The organism is Streptomyces sp. NEAU-sy36, assembly GCF_013423905.1.
GTDB lineage: Bacteria > Actinomycetota > Actinomycetes > Streptomycetales > Streptomycetaceae > Streptomyces > Streptomyces misionensis.
Map to the genome: position 1 here is coordinate 5,578,767 of NZ_CP058977.1, position 21,395 is coordinate 5,600,161.

18 protein-coding genes and 1 tRNA gene are annotated in these 21,395 nt (G+C 74.1%); 3 read left to right on the forward strand and 16 right to left on the reverse strand.

The features are described 5' to 3' along the window. Window positions 1–166 precede the first annotated feature (166 nt). A complete protein-coding gene (gene fxsT / locus HZZ00_RS24370) occupies window positions 167–4,096 on the forward strand; it encodes an FxSxx-COOH system tetratricopeptide repeat protein (protein ID WP_180328464.1) in 3,930 nt (1,309 codons plus the stop codon). A gap of 140 nt (window positions 4,097–4,236) precedes the next feature. Here fxsT and HZZ00_RS24375 read toward each other — a convergent pair whose 3' ends face one another. The 4 genes from HZZ00_RS24375 to HZZ00_RS24390 all read right to left on the reverse strand — a co-directional run bounded on the left by HZZ00_RS24375 (window position 4,237) and on the right by HZZ00_RS24390 (window position 7,758). After that, window positions 4,237–6,093, reverse strand: a complete 1,857-nt coding sequence (locus HZZ00_RS24375; protein ID WP_180328465.1) for an HEXXH motif domain-containing protein — start codon at window positions 6,091–6,093, stop codon at window positions 4,237–4,239. A 36-nt stretch (window positions 6,094–6,129) separates the two neighbouring features. Further along, a complete protein-coding gene (locus tag HZZ00_RS24380; protein ID WP_180328466.1) occupies window positions 6,130–6,294 on the reverse strand; it encodes a hypothetical protein in 165 nt (54 codons plus the stop codon). A gap of 127 nt (window positions 6,295–6,421) precedes the next feature. Next, window positions 6,422–7,483 (reverse strand): trypsin-like peptidase domain-containing protein, encoded by a 1,062-nt coding sequence (locus tag HZZ00_RS24385; RefSeq protein ID WP_180328467.1) that lies wholly within the window; start codon window positions 7,481–7,483, stop codon window positions 6,422–6,424. Between the two features lie 201 nt (window positions 7,484–7,684). Next, window positions 7,685–7,758 (reverse strand) — tRNA-Pro (locus HZZ00_RS24390). A 126-nt stretch (window positions 7,759–7,884) separates the two neighbouring features. Here HZZ00_RS24390 and HZZ00_RS24395 point away from each other — a divergent pair. Next, window positions 7,885–8,592: a transketolase gene (locus HZZ00_RS24395; RefSeq protein WP_180328468.1), complete on the forward strand. Its 708-nt coding sequence runs from the start codon at window positions 7,885–7,887 to the stop codon at window positions 8,590–8,592. 68 nt (window positions 8,593–8,660) lie between these two features. Continuing rightward, window positions 8,661–9,584, forward strand: a complete 924-nt coding sequence (locus HZZ00_RS24400) for a transketolase family protein (protein WP_180328469.1) — start codon at window positions 8,661–8,663, stop codon at window positions 9,582–9,584. Window positions 9,585–9,620: 36 nt separating this feature from the next. Here the strand turns inward: HZZ00_RS24400 and HZZ00_RS24405 are convergent, their stop codons facing one another. From HZZ00_RS24405 to HZZ00_RS24460, 12 genes are all read right to left on the reverse strand, one after another. Beyond that, complete coding sequence (locus tag HZZ00_RS24405; protein WP_180328470.1) at window positions 9,621–10,931, reverse strand: MFS transporter; 1,311 nt, start codon at window positions 10,929–10,931, stop codon at window positions 9,621–9,623. A gap of 70 nt (window positions 10,932–11,001) precedes the next feature. Continuing rightward, window positions 11,002–11,361: an MmcQ/YjbR family DNA-binding protein gene (locus HZZ00_RS24410; protein ID WP_180328471.1), complete on the reverse strand. Its 360-nt coding sequence runs from the start codon at window positions 11,359–11,361 to the stop codon at window positions 11,002–11,004. A gap of 60 nt (window positions 11,362–11,421) precedes the next feature. Then, window positions 11,422–12,327 (reverse strand): LysR family transcriptional regulator, encoded by a 906-nt coding sequence (locus tag HZZ00_RS24415; RefSeq protein WP_180328472.1) that lies wholly within the window; start codon window positions 12,325–12,327, stop codon window positions 11,422–11,424. A gap of 30 nt (window positions 12,328–12,357) precedes the next feature. Beyond that, window positions 12,358–13,551, reverse strand: coding sequence for a glycine C-acetyltransferase (locus tag HZZ00_RS24420; protein WP_180328473.1), 1,194 nt, complete (start codon window positions 13,549–13,551; stop codon window positions 12,358–12,360). 29 nt (window positions 13,552–13,580) lie between these two features. Further along, window positions 13,581–14,609, reverse strand: coding sequence for an L-threonine 3-dehydrogenase (gene tdh, locus HZZ00_RS24425; RefSeq protein ID WP_180328474.1), 1,029 nt, complete (start codon window positions 14,607–14,609; stop codon window positions 13,581–13,583). 178 nt (window positions 14,610–14,787) lie between these two features. Further along, window positions 14,788–15,363, reverse strand: a complete 576-nt coding sequence (locus HZZ00_RS24430) for a GAF domain-containing protein (protein WP_180328475.1) — start codon at window positions 15,361–15,363, stop codon at window positions 14,788–14,790. A 63-nt stretch (window positions 15,364–15,426) separates the two neighbouring features. Next, complete coding sequence (locus HZZ00_RS24435) at window positions 15,427–16,029, reverse strand: ATP/GTP-binding protein (protein ID WP_180328476.1); 603 nt, start codon at window positions 16,027–16,029, stop codon at window positions 15,427–15,429. Continuing rightward, window positions 16,007–16,378: a DUF742 domain-containing protein gene (locus HZZ00_RS24440; protein ID WP_180328477.1), complete on the reverse strand. Its 372-nt coding sequence runs from the start codon at window positions 16,376–16,378 to the stop codon at window positions 16,007–16,009. The genes HZZ00_RS24435 and HZZ00_RS24440 overlap by 23 nt, the downstream gene beginning before the upstream one ends. Window positions 16,379–16,380: 2 nt before the next feature. Beyond that, window positions 16,381–16,815, reverse strand: coding sequence for a roadblock/LC7 domain-containing protein (locus HZZ00_RS24445; protein ID WP_074994520.1), 435 nt, complete (start codon window positions 16,813–16,815; stop codon window positions 16,381–16,383). Between the two features lie 63 nt (window positions 16,816–16,878). Next, entirely contained in the window at window positions 16,879–18,696 is a 1,818-nt protein-coding gene (locus HZZ00_RS24450) for a sensor histidine kinase KdpD (RefSeq protein ID WP_257585234.1), read from the reverse strand. Between the two features lie 359 nt (window positions 18,697–19,055). Beyond that, window positions 19,056–20,222: an MBL fold metallo-hydrolase gene (locus tag HZZ00_RS24455; protein WP_180328478.1), complete on the reverse strand. Its 1,167-nt coding sequence runs from the start codon at window positions 20,220–20,222 to the stop codon at window positions 19,056–19,058. A 305-nt stretch (window positions 20,223–20,527) separates the two neighbouring features. After that, complete coding sequence (locus HZZ00_RS24460; RefSeq protein ID WP_180333684.1) at window positions 20,528–21,313, reverse strand: SGNH/GDSL hydrolase family protein; 786 nt, start codon at window positions 21,311–21,313, stop codon at window positions 20,528–20,530. Window positions 21,314–21,395: the final 82 nt, after the last annotated feature.

Consider the following 21,395-nt stretch of genomic DNA (forward strand, 5'->3'; position numbering starts at 1 on the left):
CTTCCTGCTCCCGCCGTGCCGTGGCGTGCACCGCGCGGGAGCCTCCATGCGTCCTTGCTTCGGAGGTGCCCGCGCTGCAAGGCTTGGTCCGTGGATGTCACGCATGCCTGGAGTCTGCGGGACTCCACCGCACTCTCACCGTCACTTCGGCGCCTTGAGAGCACTCATGCACGATGACGACGAACAGCGACCGGAACGGGCCCGCCGGGAGGCCGCCCGTGTGCTGAGCCGGCTCGGGCGGGAGGCCGCCGAGGCGGTGCTCGTCGTCGACGCGCATCCCACGATGCGGGTGTGGGACCAAGCGGTCGAGGACGATCTGGTCCGGGAACTGGAGCGGGCGGGGCGGTTCGGCCGGGTGCGGGTGGTGCGGCTGCTCGGCACCGACGAGACGGACCCGTCGCAGGTGTGCCCCGAGGAGCCGCTCGGCCCGGCGCCCGCGGACGCGCCCCGGTTGGTGCTGGTGCTGACCGACGGCATCGCCACGGGCTGGCGGCTGGGCACGGTGCATCCGCTGCTGCGCGACTGGGGGCGGGCGCAGCCGGTCGCCGTGGTGCAGATGCTGCCCCCGCACCTGTGGTTCCGCACCGGCCTCGACGTGTACCGGGTGCGCATCCGGGCCCCCCGCCCCTGGGTGGCCAACGGCGCCTGGTGCTGGGCGGAGCGGGAGGCCCCGGCGGACGCGGCGGGCGTGGCCGGCACCGGGACGGAGGGGGCGGCCCCCGTCGTCGTCCCCGTGCTGGCCCTGACCGAGCGCTGGGCCGCCGCGCTGGCCCGGCTGGTGTCCGGCGCCGAACCGGAGTGGCTGGACCTGTCCGCCGTACCGGCGCGGGAGTGGAAGAGCAGGCCGGACGCGGCCCGCGCGCTGCCCTGGGCGCAGGACGTGCCCGATCCGCACAGCCCCGTGCCCGCCGCCGACCGGGTCTCCGACTTCCGGGCCGCCGCCAGCCCCACGGCGTTCACCCTCGCCACCCGGCTGGCCGCCGCACCGCTCAGCCTGCCCGTCATCCGGACCGTGGTCGCGGCCACCCCGGACGCCGGCCCGGTGCACGTCAGCGAGCTGCTGATGAGCGGTCTGGCCCGGCCCGTCCCGGCGAGCGGCGACGGCCCGGCCGACGTGCTGTTCGACTTCGCCCCCGATGTCCGCGAGGAACTGCTCGCGCTGGGGCGCCGCAGCGCCACCGCACGAGTGCTGTACGACGTCCGGGGGTTACTGGCGGGGGACGGGACGGACCGTGCCCTGCTGCCCTCCCCGGACGAACCACTGGACACCCTGGCGATGCCCCGCGTCAACAGCCGCAACATCGCCTTCCTCCGTGTGGAGCTGACCGCTCTGCGCGCGCTGTCGGGGCGCTACGACCAGCGTGCCGCCATGTTGGCCAAGGTGTTGAGCTGGCACGATCGGCGATACGCAGTCAGCCTGGAAAAGCCGTTACGCACGTCCACGGGATCCGCGCCCCCCGCCTCGGCCTCCCCGGCGGCAGGACACGCCGTCGAGCCGGAATCCCGGACCGTTTCCGAAGGAGCCACATCGATGCCGACACCGCACCAGGAGACCGTGGAGGGGGAGCGCACCGCGCAGCCGCGCGTCTGGGGGAATCTGCCGCCGCGCAACCCCAACTTCACCGGACGCGACGCCCTGCTGGAGCTGCTCGACCAGCGGCTGCGGGAGGGCACCACCACGGTGCTGCCGGAAGCGATCCACGGGATGGGCGGCGTCGGCAAGACCCAGCTCGCGATCGAGTACGCCTACCGGCACCAGTCCGAGTACGACGTCGTGTGGTGGATCCCCTCCGAGCGACCCGGGCAGATCGGCCGGGCCCTGGTGGAACTGGCGCAGCGGCTGGGCCTGGTGACGACCACCGAGGCCAACATCGCCGGACCCGCCGTCCGGGAGGCGCTGCGCGAGGGCCGGCCGTACGCCCGCTGGCTGCTCATCTTCGACAACGCCGACAACCCCGAGCAGGTGCGCCACTACTTCCCACAGGGCGGCCGCGGCACCATCCTGGTGACCTCCCGCAACCGGCGCTGGGGGCAGGTGGGCGGCTCCCTCGAGGTGGACGTGTTCACCCGTGAGGAGAGCAAGGAGCTGCTGCGCCGCTCGGGGCCGCCGCTGCGGGACGAGGAGGCGGACGCGCTGGCCGAGGCGCTCGGCGACCTGCCGCTCGCCCTCGAACAGGCCGCGGCCTGGCGGGCGGAGACCGGGATGCCCGCCTCCGAGTACCTGCGGCTGTTCGAGAGCAAGCGGATGGAACTCCTCGAGGTCGCCCCGCCGCCGGACTACCAATTGCCCGTCGCCGCGGCCTGGAACGTCTCCCTCGACCACCTGGAGACCCGCAGCCCGGCCGCGCTGCGGCTGCTCCAGCTGTGCTCCTACTTCGCGCCCGACCCGATCTCCCGGTCGATCTTCTCCGGCCTCGGCAACAGCAGCATCTTCCCCGAGCTGGACGCCGCGCTGAACGACCCGATCCGGCTGGCCCGCGCCATAAGAGAGGTGAACCGCTACTCGCTGGCCCGGATCGACCACCGGACCAACTCCATCGAGATGCACCGCCTGGTGCAGCTCGTCCTCAACAACCGGATGACACCCGAGGAGCAGGCCCGGATGCGCCACGGGGCGCACACCCTGCTGGCCGCCGCCGACCCCAAGGCTCCGGTGGAGCCGTCGAGTTGGCCCCGGTACGCGGAGCTGTACAGCCATGTCATCGCCGCCGGCGCGATCCGCTCCGACCAGCCCTGGGTACGGCAGCTCGTGCACAACATCGCCAAGTACCTGTACTGGTGGGGCGACCACGACGTGTCGCTGGACTTCTCCGAGCAGGCGTGGCGGGCCTGGCTGGAGATCTTCGGCGAGGAGGACCAGCAGACGCTGCTGATGGGGCAGTGGCTGTGCTTCATGTACTGGGTGGTGGGCCGGTTCGACGACGCGGCCCGGCTGGTGCTGCACCTCAGGGAGGTGTACGAGCGCACCGCCCCCGCCGACGGCGAGGACAACCGCGAGGACGCCCTCGACGCGCTCCAGCTGGAGGCCGCCGTACGCCGGGTGGAGGGCAGGTTCGCCACCGCGGCGGAGCTGGACCGGACCGCGTACGAGCGGGCGCACCGGGCTTTCGGCGAGGACGATCCGACCACGCTCAACATCGCCCACAACCTCTGCGTGAGCCTGCGCCTGGTCGGTGATTTCAAGGGGGCGCTCGAACTCGACCGCAGGACCCTGGCGCTGAAGCTGCGGCTGTACGGCCGGGAGGACCGGCGGACGCTGCACTCCGAGATGCACGTGGCCATCGACGTGCGCGAGAACGGCGATTACGTCGGTGCGCGCGCGCTGCACGAGTCCATGCTCAGCGCCTATCAGAACGTGTTCGGCCAGGGCAACCCCGCCACCATCGAGGCAAAGCGGCAGCTCAGCGAGTCCTCCCGCAAGGCGGGCGACCACGCGCGGTCCCTGGAGCTGGCCACGGACGCGTACGCCCAGTTCACCCGCCGGTACGGCGAGACGCACCCGCAGTCGCTGGCCGCGGCGCTGGCGCTGTCGATGGCGCTGCGGCAGAACGGCGATCTCCAGGCCGCCCGCACCCGGGGCGTCAAGGCGTGTGAGGGCTACCGGCAGATCTACGACCCGCACCACCCGCACGTCCTGTCCGCCGACGTCGACCTCGCCGTCACCCTGCGGCTGCTCGGACAGCCCGAGGAGGCGCGGCGGCTGGACGAGGCGGCGCTCGCCTCGCTCGCCGACGGGCTCGGCGCGGGGCACCCGCTGGCCCTCGTCTGCGCCATCAACCTGGCGAGCGACCTCGCCGCGCTGGGCCGGCCCGAGGAGGCACGGCGCCGGGGCGAGGACACCCTGGCCCTGTGCCGGGTCGCGTTCGGCGAGGACCACCCGACGACGCTGGCCTGCGCGGCCAACCTGTCGCTGGACCTCCTCGCGGTGGGCGAGGACGCCGCGTGCGCGGCGCTGCGCGAGGACACCCTGGCCCGCATGGAACGGGTGCTGGACGCCCCCCGCCTCCAGTCCGACTCCGGCACCCGCCACCCGGCCACGGTGCAGTTCCGCGACCGTCAGCGAGCCAACTGCGACATCGACCCGCTGCCGTTGTGAGCCCGCGCGGGGCGGCGCCCCGCCGACCGGCGTGACGGAGGCCGGGTACGGTCCCGGACCGCGCCCGGCCCCGGTGGTCACGGCGCGCCGCCACGCGGCCGGGGCTCGCCCGAGCCGGGCGGCCACGCGCGCGGAAAGCGTCAGCCGCCCAGCCAGGTCGCCAGGCGTACCGGGTCCACGCGGTGGCCGGCCGGGGATCGCAGGGCGTCGTGGACGGCGCGGGCGCGTTCGGGGTGGAGCAGGAGCAGCCGGGCGGCGGCCTGGTGGGCCGGGTCGTGCGCGAGGGCTCGGCCCAGGCCGGGCCAGGCGGACACGGGCGCGTCCCCGCCCGACAGCCGGGCGGTGAAGGCGGCACGCGCCCCGGTGTGGTCGTCGCGGGCCAGCAGTACCTCGGCCGCGTCGGCTCCCGCCACCGCCCCGGCTCCCCCGGGGTCGCGCCAGGCCCCGTCCGGATCGCCGAGCCGGTGCCGGGCCAGGACGGCGGCGCCGTCCATGAAGCGGACCGCGGTGTCGGGGACCAGCAGGGGCGGGGCCGCGAGGGCGGACGGCGGACGGGGATCGCCGCGGTGCCAGGCGCGGACCGCCGCCTCAACCGCCTCGGCCGGGGGGCGCAGATGGTGGGCCCGCCAGCGGGCCCGGTGGTCGTCCGCGGCCTCCCGCGCCAGGCGCAGCTCCGTCGCGGGCACCTCGTCGGCCATCCACTCGGCACAGCGTTCGGTCAGGCACTCGACCACGTACCGCCCGAGCGGGGTCAGCCGCTCGTGTCCGCGCACCGTGGTCAGCGCGGCCCACACCTGGGCGCGCCACAGCGCGAACTCGAAGTGCGCGAGGGGCGCGTAGGCCGGGTCGGCGCTGTGCCGGTGGGCGCGCCAGAAGCGGGTGACGCCGAAGAAGGCGTAGATGCCCTGGAGCAGTCCGCCGAGCGGGCGCGGGTCGTCGCGCCAGGGGGCGTAGAGCAGGGTGTCCGGCCCCTCGGGGTCCGCCGCTTCGCTCAGCGGCTCCAGGTGCGTGAGAGCGCCCAGCTTGGTGTGCTGGAACTCGTGCACCAGAGTCGCGGCGAGCTGGGCGGCGTCGTCCGGCCGGGACGCCGTGACCCCGCCGAACGCGTCACCGGCCGTGCTGCTGTACGGCCGAAACCTGTCCCTCATGGGGGTCGGCGCCAGCGACATCAGGCCGGTCCGCATCGCCTCGACGCTCCGCGGTTCGTCGTGCAGCAGCATCCGCCAGGCCTCGGCGAGCAGAGACTCCCAGTAGGCCGCCTCGGTCGGGGACAGCAGGCTGGGCTCGCTCGGGTGGGGGAACGTCCGGTAGGGGTCCAGCTCCTCCAGCACCAGGGTCTTGGCCCGTGCGCCGGTCTCCAGCGTCGTGCGGCGCACCGGTATCCAGTTCGGTTTGTGCCCCTCCCGGTCGGCGGGGACCTCGACCTCGTCGGCCGCCCCGGTGACCCACAGCCGCCCCTCGCGTCCGGTGACCCGTGCGGTGCCCCAGGGCTCGGGCGCGTCCAGCACCGCGCAGCCCAGGGTGGGCAGCGGCACCAGTCCGCGCCGCACCGGCACGGTGATGGAGAAGTCCAGCCCGGCCCGTGCCGCGACGGCCGCCGCGAGCGCCGCCAGATGGCCGAGGACCACCCAGTGCGGCGCGTCCTCGTAGGGCCGGCCCCTGATCCGGCGCACCGCGAGCGAGACCCACATGCCGGTGTTCGGGGACATCAGCACGTCCTCGCACACCTCGGGGGCCTGCCGCTGGGCGTGTTCCAGCAGGTCCCAGGCCTCGGCGAACCAGGCCAGGTCCTGCGGTCGCGCGCCGCCCCCGTCGAGTCCGTTGCGCAGCGCCCTCAACAGCAGGAGCCTGCGGCTGCGTTCCGCGCGCAGCAGTTCCGCGATGACCGCGCCGTCGCCCTCGCCGTGGGCGAGGGCCCGGACGCCTGCTGCCGACAGCCGGTGGAACGGGAGGCGTTCCCCCGTCGGTTCCCCCGTGCTCGTGGCATCAGCGGCCACGTGTCCCCCACAGCACCCTGCTGATCACCTCGTCGCTCAGTCGAAGCGGGGCGGGCTGTATGACACCGTGATGGCCTGCGGGCCGTCGATGTGGTGCAGCAGCTGCTCCAGGGACTCGGTGAACGTGCCGCCGTCCATGGAGCGCAGTGTTTCGAGGGAGATGCCCGAGAGATCGACGAGGCCGGACTCGATGGCAGGCATCGGATGCTCCACTGCTGCCAAGTCCCCTCCCGCACCTACGAGTTATGCATTACCGATGTCTCGACCAGCATGACCCAGCACCGCACGGCCCGCAACCCTGCGACCTGTCGGGGCCCGCGAGTTCGAGTCAGCCGCAGCGCCGGGCGAGCCGGGCGGCCGCGTCGTCCACCCGGTCCATCTCGACCGAGGGGCCTTCCAGCAGGCGTAGGGCCTCCAGGAGTTGATCGAGGGTGCCGGGATAGCGCAGACAGGTACGCACGATGCCGTAGACGTCCATCCGCAGCCGGGGGTCGCGGGGGCTGTTGGCCGCCACCCGGTCGCTGATGCCGTCCAGGACGAGCCCCATGCCGTTGCCGCCGCGCAGTACCGGTACCGCCGTCAACGCGTCCACCAGCTCGGCCAGTTCACGCAACGGAAGATCGGGGGGCAGCCCCGCGAGGCCGGTCACCGGGCGGCGTCCCGTGCTCCCGTCGGCGGTGCCGAGCGCCTCGCGCGGGGGCAGGCCGGCACAGCGCCGGAGCAGGGCCAGTTCGGCCGGGTCCAGCGCGTCGTACCAGCGCTCCACCCGGCCCGCCGCGAGCCTGCCCAGGCCGTCGGACCGGTGGTGCGCGCTCACCATGCCGATCACCGCGCCCCCGCACCACACGAGCGCGCCCGACATGCCCTCCCAGGGGGAGCGGTGCGGCTCGCTGTCGCCGGGCGGCACCGCGACCGCCAACTCCAGTGTGCCTTCCCGGCGGTTGGACAGCACGGAGACCGAGCCGGCGACATGGCAGGAGTCCCGGTACCGGCCGGGCGCGCCGTCCCCGGCGTCCTCCCGCAGCTTGAAGCGGGGGAACCCCATCGCGCTGAAGGCCAGCACCACGTCCGCGTCGGGCACGGCGGCGTAACGGGGCGGCTCGACGGCGCCCCGCCCGTCCGGTACGGCCATGATCTCCAGCAGCGCCACATCGGCGGCAGGGGCGCACAGCACCACCCGGGCGTCGGCGTCCCACTCCCCCGGCAGGTCCGCGTCGAACCTGACCCGCACCGCCGCCTCCCGCCCCGCCACGACATGCGCGGCCGTCAGCACCCAGCGGTCCCCGACCCGGTACCCGGACCCACGCCGCCCCGGCGGGCCGTCCTGCCCCGCCACCAGGACCTCCGCGACCCGCGAGGCCTCCAGCCCCTCTTCCCCCGCTGCCCTCACCCCCGCTCCCCTACCCCGCATGCCCCGGCGCTACGCGACACCGCCGCGACGCCGGAAGCGGCACCACCCCGCGTCCACGCGCAGCCGGGTGGCCTGTCCCGGCGGCACGACCGGACCCGCGCCCGGCGAACGGGTCCGGACACGATCAAGGGCCGGCCCCGGATGTCTCCGAAGCCGACCCTGATCTACGACTCTGCCGAGTCGGGACGACAGGATTTGAACCTGCGACCCCTTGACCCCCAGTCAAGTGCGCTACCAAGCTGCGCCACGTCCCGGTGCCCGTTTGACCTGGGGTTTCCCCTGGCGAAACGCGCAGGGAAACAATACCGCACTCGGGTCGGTGATCGCGCACGACTTACGGTGTTGACCTCAAGCTTGGTCGAGGTTGCAGGCTGGGACGCATGACGATCACAGCGCACGACCACCGCGCCCACGGCTACGACGACCTGACCGGACTGATGGGTCTGATGACCGGGGACGAGAAGCACGGCCCGGCTGCCACCTCCACGCTCGATGTGCTGTGGGTGCTGTACGACCGGGTGCTGCGGGTCACGCCGGAACGGATCGCGGACCCGGAGCGGGACCGGTTCCTGCTGAGCAAGGGGCACGGGCCCATGGCGTACTACGCGGTGCTGGCCGCCAAGGGGTTCGTGCCGGTCGACTGGCTGCCCGGGTTCGGCGCGTACGACTCCCCGCTCGGCCACCACCCGGACCGCGTGCTGGTGCCGGGGGCCGAGATCGGCAGCGGCTCGCTCGGGCACGGGCTGCCCATCGCGGTGGGCACCGCGCTGGGGCTGAAGGCCCAGGGCCTCACCGATCCGGCGGTCTGGGTGCTGATCGGGGACGCCGAGCTGGACGAGGGCAGCAACCACGAGGCCATCGCCTTCGCCGGGCCCGCCGCACTGGAGAGGCTGCACACCGTGGTGGTGGACAACGCCTCCGCCAGCCACGCCCGGCCCGGCGGGATCGCCGCCCGGTTCGAGGCCGCGGGCTGGTCCGCGGTGACCGTCGACGGGCGCGACCACGCGGCCCTGTACGACGCCTTCACCGCCCCGCATCCGGGACGGCCGCACGCGGTCGTCGCCCGGGTCGAGCCGAAGAACGCCTGAGCCGGGGCCCGGCGACCGGCGCCGGCCCGCCCACCACCCTCCGAGCACCTCGAAAGGGCGACATCTCCATGGACACCATGCGCGACCGTTTCGCTCCCGTCGTCTCCCGCCTCCTGGACGAGGACCCGCGGGTCGCGGTCGTCCTCGCCGAGATCGGCAAGGACGCCTTCCACGACACCATGGCCCGGCATCCCGACCGGGTGATCAACGTGGGCATCCGGGAACAGCTGCTGGTGGGGGCGGCCGCCGGGCTGGCGCTCACCGGGCTGCGGCCCGTCGTGCACACCTTCGCCAGCTTCCTGGTGGAGCGGCCCTTCGAACAGGTCAAACTGGACTTCGGGCACCAGGGCACCGGAGCGGTCCTGGTCAGCGCCGCCGCCTCCTACGACTGGCCGGCCGGCGGGTTCACCCACATGGCTCCGGGCGACGTGGCGCTGCTGGACACCCTGGACGGCTGGACCGTCCATGTGCCGGGCCACCCCGACGAGGCCGAGACCCTGCTGCGCCGCGCGGTCGCCGCGGGCGACGACCGGGTGTACGTACGGCTGTCCGTGCAGTCCAACCGGCAGGCGCGGCCGGTCGACGGCGCGCACCTCGTCACCGTGCGCGAGGGCCGCTCCGGCGTGGTGATCGCCGTCGGACCGCTGCTGGACGCGGTGCTCGACGCCACACGGGACCTGGACGTGGCCGTCCTGTACGCGACGACCGTACGGCCCCTCGACGTCCCGGCGCTGCGCCGGGCCACCGAGGCGGCGGGCACGGACGTGGTCCTGGTCGAGCCGTATCTCGCCGGAACGTCGACGGCCGCGGTCAACGACGCCCTGTCCGACCGCCCGCACCGCGTCCTCGGCCTCGGCGTGGGCCGCCGCGAGCTGCGCCGGTACGGCACGGTCGAGGAGCACTCCGCCGCCCATGGCCTGGACGCGCGCGGGCTGCGGGGGCGGATCGACGGATTCCTGGGGTCCGGGCGGCAAGCCGCGGCCCGGGTGTGAGCGCAGATGCCGCGGCCCGGGTGTGAGCGCCGGTGCCTAGGGTCCGGGCGCGAGGGCCGGTGCCGGGTTCGCGTCCGCCCGCACCAGGCCGCGTATCGCGGGGACGGCGAGCAGGAAGACGACGACGACCAGACTGGTCGCGGCGGAGACCAGCAGGACTCGGGAGGCGCCCAGCGCGCCGGCCGCCGGGCCCGCGATGGCCTGGCCGACCGGCATCATGGCGAGGGAGCCGGCCACGTCGTAGGCGTGGATGCGGTTGAGGACGTCGGACGGGACCTGCGTCTGCACGGTGGTCGCCCACATGACGCTCCAGAAGGACATCCCCGCCCCGGCCAGCGCCGCCCCCGCCGCCACGGCCGGCACGCCGAGCCCGAGGCCCACGGCGCCCGGGAAGCCGAAGAAGAGGAACAGCGAGAGCGCGCCCGCCCTGAGCATCCGGCGCGGGCGCAGCCGCAGGGCGAGCAGACCGCCGACGACGGTGCCCGCGCCGAGGGCCGAGTTGATCAGGCCGTAGGCGCGCGGGCCGTGGTGCTGGACCACCTCGGTGGCCACCAGCGGGGTGGTCGGACCGGACACGGCGATCATGTACAGACCCCAGATGACGATCACGCCCCAGAGCCAGGTCCGGGACCTGAACTCCCGCCAGCCCTGCACCAGATCGGCCCGGAAGGCGCGCATGCCGCGGCCGGTCGCGGCGAGCGCGTCCGGGGACAGCGGGGGCAGCCGGAGCAGCAGCAGGCACAGGGCGCTGATGGCGTACGTCCCGGCATGCGCGGCGAACACGCCGCCGGGCGAGGCGAAGCCGACGAGGAGTCCCGCGACGGCCGGGCCGGCGAGCTGGGCGACGGACTCGGCGATCCGGATCGCGCCGTTGGCGCCTTGGACGTCGGCGGACAGCCGGGGCACCGTGCTGGCCACGCCGGGCTGGAAGACGGCGCTGGCCACGCCGTTGACGAAGCCGATGGCGCAGAGCTGCCACAGCAGCACATGGCCGGTGAGGAACATGACCGCGGCGAGGGACTGGGTGACCACCCGCACCAGATCGGCGCCGATCATCAGCCGGCGGGTGCTGAACCGGTCGGCGATCACCCCGCCGAAGACGACGAGGCCGGCGAAGGACGCGGTCGACGCCGCCATGGCGAGCCCCACCGCTCCGGCGCCGTAGCCGTGTTCGAGCAGGCCGGCGGCGAGCGCCACGGGCAGCATCGTGTCCCCGAGGCGGGCGGCGGCCCGGGCGGCGAAGAAGAGGCCGAAGTCCCGCGACCAGACGGAGCCCGCGCCGGTGCGGAGGCCGGCTTCCGTCCCAGCCGACGTGCGTGCGCGCCGTCGTGAGCGCGTTCCCGTCATCCCGGCTCCCTCCCCGTGTCGGTCCGCGCGGGATCATGCCACGGCGCCGGCCGCCGCGCCCACCGGTATTTCAAGGGGTGGGCGGCAGGCCCAACTCCGGGTGGGCGTCCAGGAGTCGGGGCGGGGCGGCCTGGCGCCAGGAGTCGGTGAGAATGTCCCGCAGTTCGGCCTCGTCCTCCAGGGCCGCGAGCCGCGCCCTGATCCAGGCGAACTGCGCCTCGTGCCCGGCGATCCAGAACTTCTCCGGCTCCGCCAGCACCAGTTCGTCCCGCTCCTCCTTGGGGCAGCGCACGGCGACGGACGTCTCGTCCTCGGGCAGGGTCGCGAACATCTTCCCGCCGACCCGGAACGTGGGCATGTGCCACGCGGTCTTCTCCGAGGTGTCCGGCAGGGACAGGGCGATACGGCGTACATCAGCTGCGTCCGGCATGCTCCGCACCGTAGCTCCCGCCACTGACAGCCGGGCGGCTCGTCCGCCGGGTCCGGTGCGTCAGGAGCCGTCCGCCGCCCGGCCCAGCGCCTCCAGCACCGGCCGGATCAGCGGATGTCCCTCCGCGCCCCGGCGCACTGCGGCGAAGACCCGGCGGGTGGGGGCCACACCGTCGACCGGGCGGACGATCACGTCGGTGAGGTCCATGCCGCGCAGGGCGGAGCGGGGCACGAGGGCCACGCCCGCGTCGGCCGAGGCGAGGGCGACGACGGCGCGGAAGTCGTCGGAGGAGTGTTCGAGCCGGGGCTGGAAGCCGGCACTCTCGCAGGCCAGGACGACCACGTCGTGGCAGGGGTTGCCGGGGTAGGGCCCGATCCAAGGGTCCTTGGCCAGTTCGGCGAGGGGCACCTCGGCGGCGTCCGCGAGGCGGTGGCCGACGGGCACGACGGCGTCGAACGGCTCGGCGTACAGCGGGACATGGGTGAGACGGGGGTCGTCGGCGGGCGGTGCGCCCCGGTACTCGACGGCCACCGCCACGTCCACCTGCCGGTCCAGGACCATCGGCAGGCTGGCGTCCCCCTCGGCGTCCTGGACCCGGATGCGTATGCCCGGCGCGGTCCGGGCGAGCCGGGCCACGGCGGGCGCCACCACCTGGGCGATGCCGGTGGCGAAGGCGGCCACGGTGACCGTGCCGGCCGCGCCCGAGCCGTAGGCCGCCAGCTCGGCCTCGGCGCGCTCCAGCTGGGCGAGGACCGCGTTGGTGTGGCTGAGCAGGATCTCGCCGGCCGGGGTGAGCCGTACGCCCTTGGCGCTCCGCTCGACCAGCCGGTGGCCGGTCTCCTGCTCCAGGGCGGTGAGCTGCTGGGAGACGGCCGAGGGGGTGAGGTAGAGCGCGGCGGCCGCCGCGGTGACCGTGCGGTGGTCGGCCACCGCACGGAGGATGTGGAGCCGCCGTGCCTCGATCATGCCTCGATTATCGCAAGGCGTAGGCCCTGGTCAGGCCCCCAGCTCGGCGCGCGCCGCGATGAACGCGTCGACCGCGCGGTTGACGTCGTCCGTGGAGTGCGCGGCGGACAGCTGCACCCGGATGCGGGCCTGGCCCTGCGGGACGACCGGGTAGGAGAACCCGATCACGTACACGCCCCGCTCCAGCAGCAGCTCGGCCATGCGGCCCGCCTTCGCCGCGTCGCCGATCATCACCGGCGCGATGGCGTGGTCGCCGGGGAGGACGTCGAAGCCCTCCTCGGTCATCCGGGAGCGGAACAGCGCGGTGTTCTCGGCCAGCCGCACCCGCAGGTCGTCGGCCGACTCCAGCAGGTCCAGGACCTTCAGGGAGGCCGCCGCGATCACCGGGGCGAGGGTGTTGGAGAACAGGTAGGGGCGCGAGCGCTGGCGCAGCAGGGCGACGATCTCGGCGCGGGCGGCGACGTAGCCGCCGGAGGCGCCGCCGAGGGCCTTGCCGAGGGTGCCGGTGATGATGTCGACGCGGTCCATCACGCCGTGCAGCTCGGGGGTGCCGCGGCCGGTCGGGCCGACGAAGCCTACGGCGTGCGAGTCGTCGACCATGACCATCGCGTCGTAGCGGTCGGCGAGGTCGCAGATCTCGCGCAGCGGGGCGACGTAGCCGTCCATGGAGAACACGCCGTCGGTGACGATCAGCCGGCGGCGCGCGCCGGACGCCTCCTTGAGCTTCGCCTCCAGGTCGGCGAGGTCGCGGTTGGCGTAGCGGAAGCGGCGGGCCTTGGACAGGCGGATGCCGTCGATGATGGAGGCGTGGTTGAGGGCGTCGGAGATCACCGCGTCCTCCTCGCCGAGGAGGGTCTCGAAGACACCGCCGTTGGCGTCGAAGCAGGAGGAGTAGAGGATCGTGTCCTCCTGGCCGAGGAAGGCGGCGAGGCGCGCCTCCAGCTCCTTGTGCACCTCCTGGGTGCCGCAGATGAAGCGGACGGAGGCCATGCCGTAGCCCCAGCGGTCCAGGGCCTCGTGGGCGGCGGCGATCACCTCGGGGTGGTCGGCCAGGCCCAGGTAGTTGTTGGCGCAGAAGTTGAGGACCTCGCCGGGGCGGCCGCCGGCGGTGACCTCGACGGTCGCGGACTGCGGGGTGCCGATGACCCGTTCGGGCTTGTGCAGGCCGGCGGCGCGGATCTCGTCGAGGGTGGCGCGCAGGTCGTCGCGGACGGTGTCGAACATGACTGAAGCTCCTAGGAAAAGCAGGTGACTTACGCGGTCCAGTCCAGGATGACCTTGCCGCCCTTGCCGCTCGCGGCGTCCGCGAAGGCCGCCTCGAAGTCGCGGTGGCCGTAGCGCCCGGTGATCACGGGGGCGAGGTCGAGGCCGCCCTCCAGCAGCACCGACATCGCGTACCAGGTCTCGAACATCTCCCGGCCGTAGATGCCCTTGATGGTGATCATGGAGGTGACGATCCGGGCCCAGTCGACCGGGAACTCCTGCGCGGGCAGGCCGAGCATGGCGATCCGGCCGCCGTGCGTCATGTTGGCGATCATGTCGCGCATGGCCTCGGGACGGCCGGACATCTCCAGGCCGATGTCGAAGCCCTCGCGCAGCCCCAGCTCCCGCTGCCCGTCGGCGATCGTGGCCGTGGAGACGTTCAGGGCGAGGGACGCGCCGATCTTGCGGGCCAGTTCCAGGCGCTCCTCGCTGACGTCGGTGACGACGACGTTGCGGGCGCCCGCGTGCCGGGCGACGGCGGCGGCCATCAGGCCGATCGGCCCGGCGCCGGTGATCAGGACGTCCTCGCCGACCAGCGGGAAGGACAGCGCGGTGTGCACGGCGTTGCCGAACGGGTCGAAGATCGCGGCGACGTCCAGGTCGACCGGGACGCGGTGCACCCAGACGTTGGTCGCGGGCAGCGCGACGTACTCGGCGAACGCGCCGTCGCGGCCGACGCCGAGGCCGACGGTGGCCCGGCACAGATGACGGCGCCCGGCCAGGCAGTTGCGGCACTTGCCGCACACCAGATGGCCCTCGCCGCTGACCCGGTCGCCGACCTGGACCTCGGTGACGTCCCGGCCGGTCTCCACGACCTCGCCGACGAACTCGTGCCCGACCACCAGCGGGGTGCTGATCGCCTGCTGCGCCCAGCCGTCCCAGGCCCTGATGTGCAGGTCGGTGCCGCAGATGCCGGTCCGCAGGACCTTGATCAGCACATCCCCCGGCCCGATCTCGGGCTCCGGGACGTCCGTCAGCCAGAGCCCGGGCTCCGCCTTCTCCTTGACCAGCGCCTTCACGCGTGCGGCTCCTGTGGGTGAGGTCCCGGACGCGGGCATGCCGAAGGCGCCCGCACCGGGTCAGAGGGGTGGAATCACCCTGCAATCTGCCGTATGCGCGGGCCGGGGTCCATCGAGCTTTTCTTAACCGCCGCCTCAGCTTTCCTTCACGCCTCACCGGCCACGGCGACGGGGGGCGTCAGAGGGGCAGTCCGTCCCGCGCGCCGCGTTCGATGCGGGTGACGAGGTCGGCGGCCAGCGCCTTGATGGTCTCCAGGCCCTCCCGGCCCCAGGCGCGCGGCGCGACGTCGGCGGCGCACACGGTGCCGAGCGCCATGCCGGTGCCGTCGAGGAGCGGGGCGCCGAGGTAGGAGCGGATGCCGTACTCGTCCACGACCGGGTTGCCCGCGAACCGCGGGTAGCCGCGGACGTCCTCCAGGACCAGGGCCTTGCGGCGGACCACCACGTGGGGGCAGAAGCCGTGGTCGCGGGGGAGCGTGCGGTCGCACTCCGGTCCGCCGCCGGCCGCCCGCGGCACGGGGGCGGTGGCCGGGACGCTGAGGCCGGCGAAGAACTGCCGTCTTTCGCCGATGAAGTTGACCACGGCGTAGGGCGCGCCGGCGAGTCGGGCGAGGTGGTCCGCGAAGGCGTCCAGCGCGGCGTCGGGGCGCTGCCCGATGCCGAGCCGGCGCAGCCGCTGGACACGGGCGGGGGCCTCCCGGTCCTCGGGGGTGAGCAGCAGACCGCGGACCGGCCGGGGCGGCTCGTAGCTCATGGCCGGGCTCCGTGGCGGTGGTGGTGCCTCATCTGGGCGAACTCCGTGGGCGGTCGGGCCGGATCACCGGTGCCCGGCGCCGTGACGCGGCGCGGTCTCCGGGGCGTGGGCGAGCAGATGGCGTACGAGGGTGAGCAGGGTCTGCACCCCGGAGCTGGAGATCCGGGCGTCGCAGCGCACGACGGGGACCTCCGGGGGGAGGTCGATGGCGGCGCGCACCTCCTCGGCGTCGTAGCGGTGGGAGCCGTCGAACTCGTTGAGGGCGACGATGAAGCCGAGCCCGCGTTCCTCGAAGAAGTCAACGGCGGCGAAGCAGTCCTGGAGGCGGCGGGTGTCGGCGAGGACCACCGCGCCGAGCGCGCCCTCGGACAGTTCGTCCCACATGAACCAGAACCGCTCCTGCCCCGGGGTGCCGAACAGGTACAGCACATGGTCCGGATCGAGGCTGATCCGGCCGAAGTCCATGGCGACCGTGGTCTCCGTCTTGTTCTCGATGCCGTCGAGGCTGTCCGTGTCGGCGCCGACCGTGGTGAGCAGCTCCTCGGTGCTCAGCGGAGCGATGTCGCTGACCGCGCCCACGAAGGTGGTCTTGCCGACCCCGAACCCGCCCGCCACGAGGATCTTGAGCGCGGTGGGGAACGGGTCAGAGCTGTCGTCGTAGTCCATCGAGCACTGCCTCCAGCAGGGACCGGTCGGTGGGAGTGTGGTGGAACGCGGGCGGCTTGGTGGTCAGCACCCCGTGGTCGATCAGGTCGGCCAGCAGGACCTTGGTGACCACGGCGGGCAGTCTCAGGTGCGCGGCGGCCTCGGCGACGGAGACGGGCGCCCGGCACAGGTCGAGCGCCTGGGCGTACTCGGGGCCGAGGTAGCCGAGCGGGGTGACCCCGGTGGCCATCACCTGCGACATCAGGTCGAGTGCGACGCTGGGCTCGGTGCGGCCGTCGCTGACCGTGAAGGGGCGCACCAGCCGGCCGGCTTCGTCGTCCAGCCAGGGCCCGTCGCCGGCCGCGGCCACGCTCAATGCCTCGGCGCCGTGGGGTCGTCGGCGTGCTGCCGGGGGGCGGTGACCAGATAGGGGCGGACGCTCTTGACCAGCATCGCCATCTCGTAGCCGAGCACGGCGGCGTCGGCTTCGCGGCCCGCCAGCACGGCGAGGCAGGTGCCGGAGCCCGCGGTGGTGACGAACAGCAGGGTCGAGTCGAGTTCGACGACGACCTGCCGTACCTCGCCGCCGTCGCCGAACCGGACGCCCGCGCTGCGGCCGAGGGAGTACAGGCCGGAGGCGAGGGCGGCCATGTGGTCGGCGCTGTCGGGGTCGAGTCCGTGCACGGACTTCACCAGCCCGTCGCAGGACAGGAGCACGGCGCTGGTGGTGTGCGGTACGCGCTGCACGAGGCCGCTGAGCAGCCAGTCGAGGTCGGATGCGTGGGCGGTCGGCGCATCGCTGGCCATGGTGGATCGACTCCTTGGGGTGTGTAGGGCGGTCTGCGGGAGCGCTGCGTCGGGCCGGTGCGGTCAGCCCGCCGGCGCGTCTCCCTGGGCGGGGCCGGTGCCACGGTCGGATATCGGCCCTGTCCGGTACGCGTGCCGGGGTTCCGTGTGGCCGCCGGGGACGCGCACGGGTTCGGTGGGCTGGAGGGGGGTCGGCTGGGCGTGCCCCGGGTGCGGCCGCTCGGTGTCCGGGCGCCGCTGGGCGGCTTCGGCGAGTCCGATGCCGCGCTGGAAGGCGGCCATCAGGCCGGGGTCGTGGCCCACGTCCCCCGCGCCGTCCTGGCGGGGTGCGGGACCGCCGCGCAGCTGGGGTACGAGGTGTTCCTGGGCGCGGCGGCGCGGAAGCCGGGGCTTGGGCATGGTGCCGCGCACGGTGTCGCCGCGCGGGGTGGGCGGGACGCCCGCGTGTTCCTCGACCACCGCGCGGTGCCGGTCCGCGATCCCGGGCACGGCGTCGGCGGGGGTGGGCCGCTCCCGGTGGGTGCCGCGCACGGGCAGCGGGGGCGGGTCGCCGTGCTCGTGCGCTTCCGCCTCGACGGCCGGGGCCGGGGTGGTCCGCACGGGCGGCGGGGGGACGGCGGCGGCCGGTGACAAGGGCGGCGCGGGGACGGCGGCTGCCGCCGGGGTCTCGGCCGGCGGGGCGCCGAGCAGCGCCTCGGGTACGACGAGTACGGCCTGGACCCCGCCGTAGATGTTGCCCTGGAGCCGTACGCCGATGCCGTGCCGGCGGGCGAGCTGGGAGACGACGTAGAGGCCGATGCGGCCGTCGGCCAGCAGGCTGGCGACGTTGACCTGGTCGGGGTCGGCGAGCAGCGCGTTCATCCGGTTCTGTGCGCCGACGGGCATGCCGAGTCCGCGGTCCTCGACCTCGACGGCGAGCCCGGAGGTGACGCGGCCCGCGCGCAGCAGCACCTGGGTCTGGGGGGCGGAGAACACCGTGGCGTTCTCGATGAGTTCGGCGAGCAGGTGGATGACGTCGGCGACGGCGTGGCCGCGCAGTTCGCCGTCGATCGGGGGCACCAGCTTGACCCGGGAGTACTGCTCGACCTCGGCGATGGCGGAGCGCAGCACCTCGGTCATGTCCACCGGATTGCTCCACTGGCGCCGGGAGACGGCACCGCCGAGCACGGCGAGGTTCTCGGCGTGCCGCCGGATCCGGGTGGCCAGGTGGTCCACGTGGAAGAGGCCCTTGAGCAGCTCGGGGTCCTCGATCTCGTGTTCCAGCTCGTCCAGGATGGAGATCTCCCGGTGCACCAGGGACTGGAGGCGGCGCGCGAGATTGACGAAGACTTCCAGCTTCTGCTCGTTGCCCGTGTGGCTGGACAGCTGGGCGGCGCTCACCACGGCGGTGACGGCGGCGGCGTGCGCGCGGGCCAGGTCGGCGGCGAGCAGTTCGAAGCCGTCGGCGTCCGGGGGCGGTCCGCGGTGCGGTGCGGGCGGCGGCGGGGTCCGGCCCTGGCGCAGGGCGTCGACGAGTTCGCGCAGGTCGGCCTCGCCGCGGGCGGCGGTGCGGCGCAGTGCGTCCAGACGGCCGGCGACGGAGCGGGCGGCGCGGTCGGCGGCCACGGCGGCCACCAGGACGCCGGCGACGGCCACGGTGACCGCGCCGCCGAGCACGGCCCACAGGACGGGTCCGGTGCGTGCGCCGGCGGTGCGGACGGTGAACAGGACGGCGGCGGTGGCGCCGAGGGCGACCGCGAGCGGCGGCAGCACGGCGAGCCGCATGAGCTGCGGCCGTATGTGCGTCTCGGGCGGTGCGGGAGCGGGTCGGGCGACCGGTCGCCCGTGCCGGCCGCCCTCCCGGCGGTCGGCGCGGGCGGCCGGTGCGCGGAGGTGAGACATCTGCGTCCTCGTACGGGTCCGTCGGGCTTGGTTCGGACACTCACCGTAGTCGCCTGCGCATCATGTGCGGTGGGCAGTTGACAAAGTCACCCGCGGAGCGTCCCGCTCTGGTATGAGGGCCCGTACGAAAGACCGATGACCCGGCCGGACGCAGCTCGGCCGGGTCGAAAAAGATCGATAAAGCCCGATCAAAAGCGGTCGGAAGGAGCGGGCGCGGCCCGGAAGGTCCTCGTCCGGTCCAGACCGCCGCCACCACCCGCCTCGCGGTGGTCCCCCTCCGCACACCGGTCGGTCGGACGCATATCCCCTCCCCCGAATGTCACCGAGAGTATTCCCCTTGGCCTGCGGTCCGTTCGCCGTCAGCCGCGCTTCGGCGGCTCGGCGACGAGCGCGCCGACCGGCCCCCAGGTCCGGCGGAGCTCCCCGGACACGCCCCGCCACCAGGCCTCGGCCGGCAGCTTGCCGTCGGGCTCGAAGGGCTCGCCCGGCCGGGGCAGGGCCACCGCCTGGCCGACCTCCTCGGCCGCCTCCTTGGTCCACTCCCCCGGCTCCGCCCACGGGTGCGGGGCGAGGTTGAAGGTGCCCCAGTGGATCGGCAGGAGGACGCCGTGCGGGGCGCCGCCCTGCAGGTCCAGGTGGGCGCGCACGCCCTCGTCCGGGCGCATGTGGATGTCGGCCCAGAACTCGCTGTACGCGCCGATCTGGATCATCGTGGCGTCGAACGGGCCGTGGACGGCGCCGATGTCCTCGAACCCCCCGAAGTAGCCGGTGTCGCCGCTGTGGTAGACGCGGTGTTCCTCGCCCGCGACGACCCAGGACGCCCAGAGGGTGTGCTGGGTGTTGCGCAGGGCGCGGCCGCAGAAGTGGCGGGCCGGGGTGGCGGTGAGGGTGAGCCCGCCGACACGGGTGGACTCGTGCCAGTCCAGCTCGCGCAGCCGGTCCGGGGAGACGCCCCAGTGTTCGAGGTGGGCGCCGACGCCGAGCGGCACGGCGAAGAGGGTGTCGGTGCCGGCCAGCGCCTTGATGGTGGGCAGGTCGAGGTGGTCGTAGTGGTCGTGGGAGATCACCACCACGTCGACCTCGCCGAGGGCCGCCAACGGCAGCGGCACGGGGTGCAGCCGCTTGGGCCCGGCGAAGGGGAACGGTGAGCAGCGCTCGCCCCACACCGGGTCGAACAGCACCCGGTGCCCGTCGATCTCGGCCAGCACGCTGGAGTGGCCCATCCAGGTCAGGCGCAGCCCGCCGGCGGGCGGCCTGGCCAGGTCGGCGAAGGTCGTGGGGTACACCGGGACGGTGCCTCTGGGGGCGCGCAGCGGCCGGGTCTCCTTGTCGAAGAAGACCTTCGCGAAGTCCAGCGCGGAGCCGGAGGGCCGGGTGCGGGCGGTGCCGCCGGGGTTCTGGAAGACGCCGTCCTTGAAGTGCGGCGAGCGGCGGATGCGGGCCAGGCGCTCGCCGCCCGGGTCCGCGCCGAAGGCCGCCGGGCGCGGCACACGGAGCCCTGGGGCCGAGAAACGCTGACCGGTCACGTGACCTCCCGGTGGAGTGGTGGGTCCTTCATTATGGTCGGCCCCTCCGACAGCTCCCTGGCCCGGCGCTGCCGAACGGCGGCTCGGCGCGCCGCAGGGTGTCCATGCCACCGGACCCGGGCTCAACCCACGGATGAACAGCACGACTTCGGGCGCCGACGCCCATGTCCCGGCCGCCGGGCGCGGGCGCGGGAACGGGCCGACACCGCGCCGGTGCGCGGACCGGTCCCGAGCCGGCCGCACGCGCCCGAGCCGAAGCCCGCGCCCCGCCGCGAGGAGTGCGAGGCGGGGCGGTACCGGGGCGATCAGGCCACGGCGGCGATGCGCATCCTGATGTCGGCCGGGGACAGGGTGCCCTTCGCCGTCACATGGTCGCCGGAGGACTCGCCGCGCAGACGGCGGCCGATCCACGGGACGAGGTGCTCGCGGGCCCAGTGGACGTCGTCGCGGCGGACCTCCAGGGTGCCCCGGGGCGGCAGCGGCGGCCACGGCTGCTCCGGGTCGGCCGGGATCTCCAGGCCGAGCACCTGGCCGGCGCGCAGCGCGACCCGGGTGTGCCCCTCGGGCGAGAGGTGCAGCCGGTCGCTGTCCCACGCCCGGCGGTCCTGCACGGACCGCAGCGACCACAGGTCGAGCACGGGACAGCCGTACCGGTCGGCGATGGCCCGGACGTGCCCGTTGTACATGGCGATCTTGCCGCGCAGGTGCTTGAGCAGGGGGACGCCCCGGGTGTCGAAGCCGGTCGTCACCATGACCGTGCCCGCGGCGGCGGCCAGCTGGGCCACGGCCCGCTCGAAGCGCTCGGCGACCTCGTCCGGGTCGGTGCCGGGCCGGATGATGTCGTTGCCGCCCGCGCAGAAGGAGACCAGGTCCGGGGCGAGTTCGACGGCCTGCGGGACCTGGTCGGCGACAATCTGGTCCAGCAGCTTCCCGCGCACGGCGAGATTGGTGTACTTGAAGTCGCCCTCGGCGCGCCGGTCGGCGAGCAGGACCGCGAAGCGGTCGGCCCAGCCCACGAACGACCCGTCGGGGCCGGGGTCGCCGACGCCCTCGGTGAAGCTGTCCCCCACCGCCACGTACGACCCGATCACTGATCTGTTGTCATTCTTCGAATCGTCTGCCACGTCGGACCATGATTCACCTTGGGGTGTGACTTACGCGACCGTAGGAAGG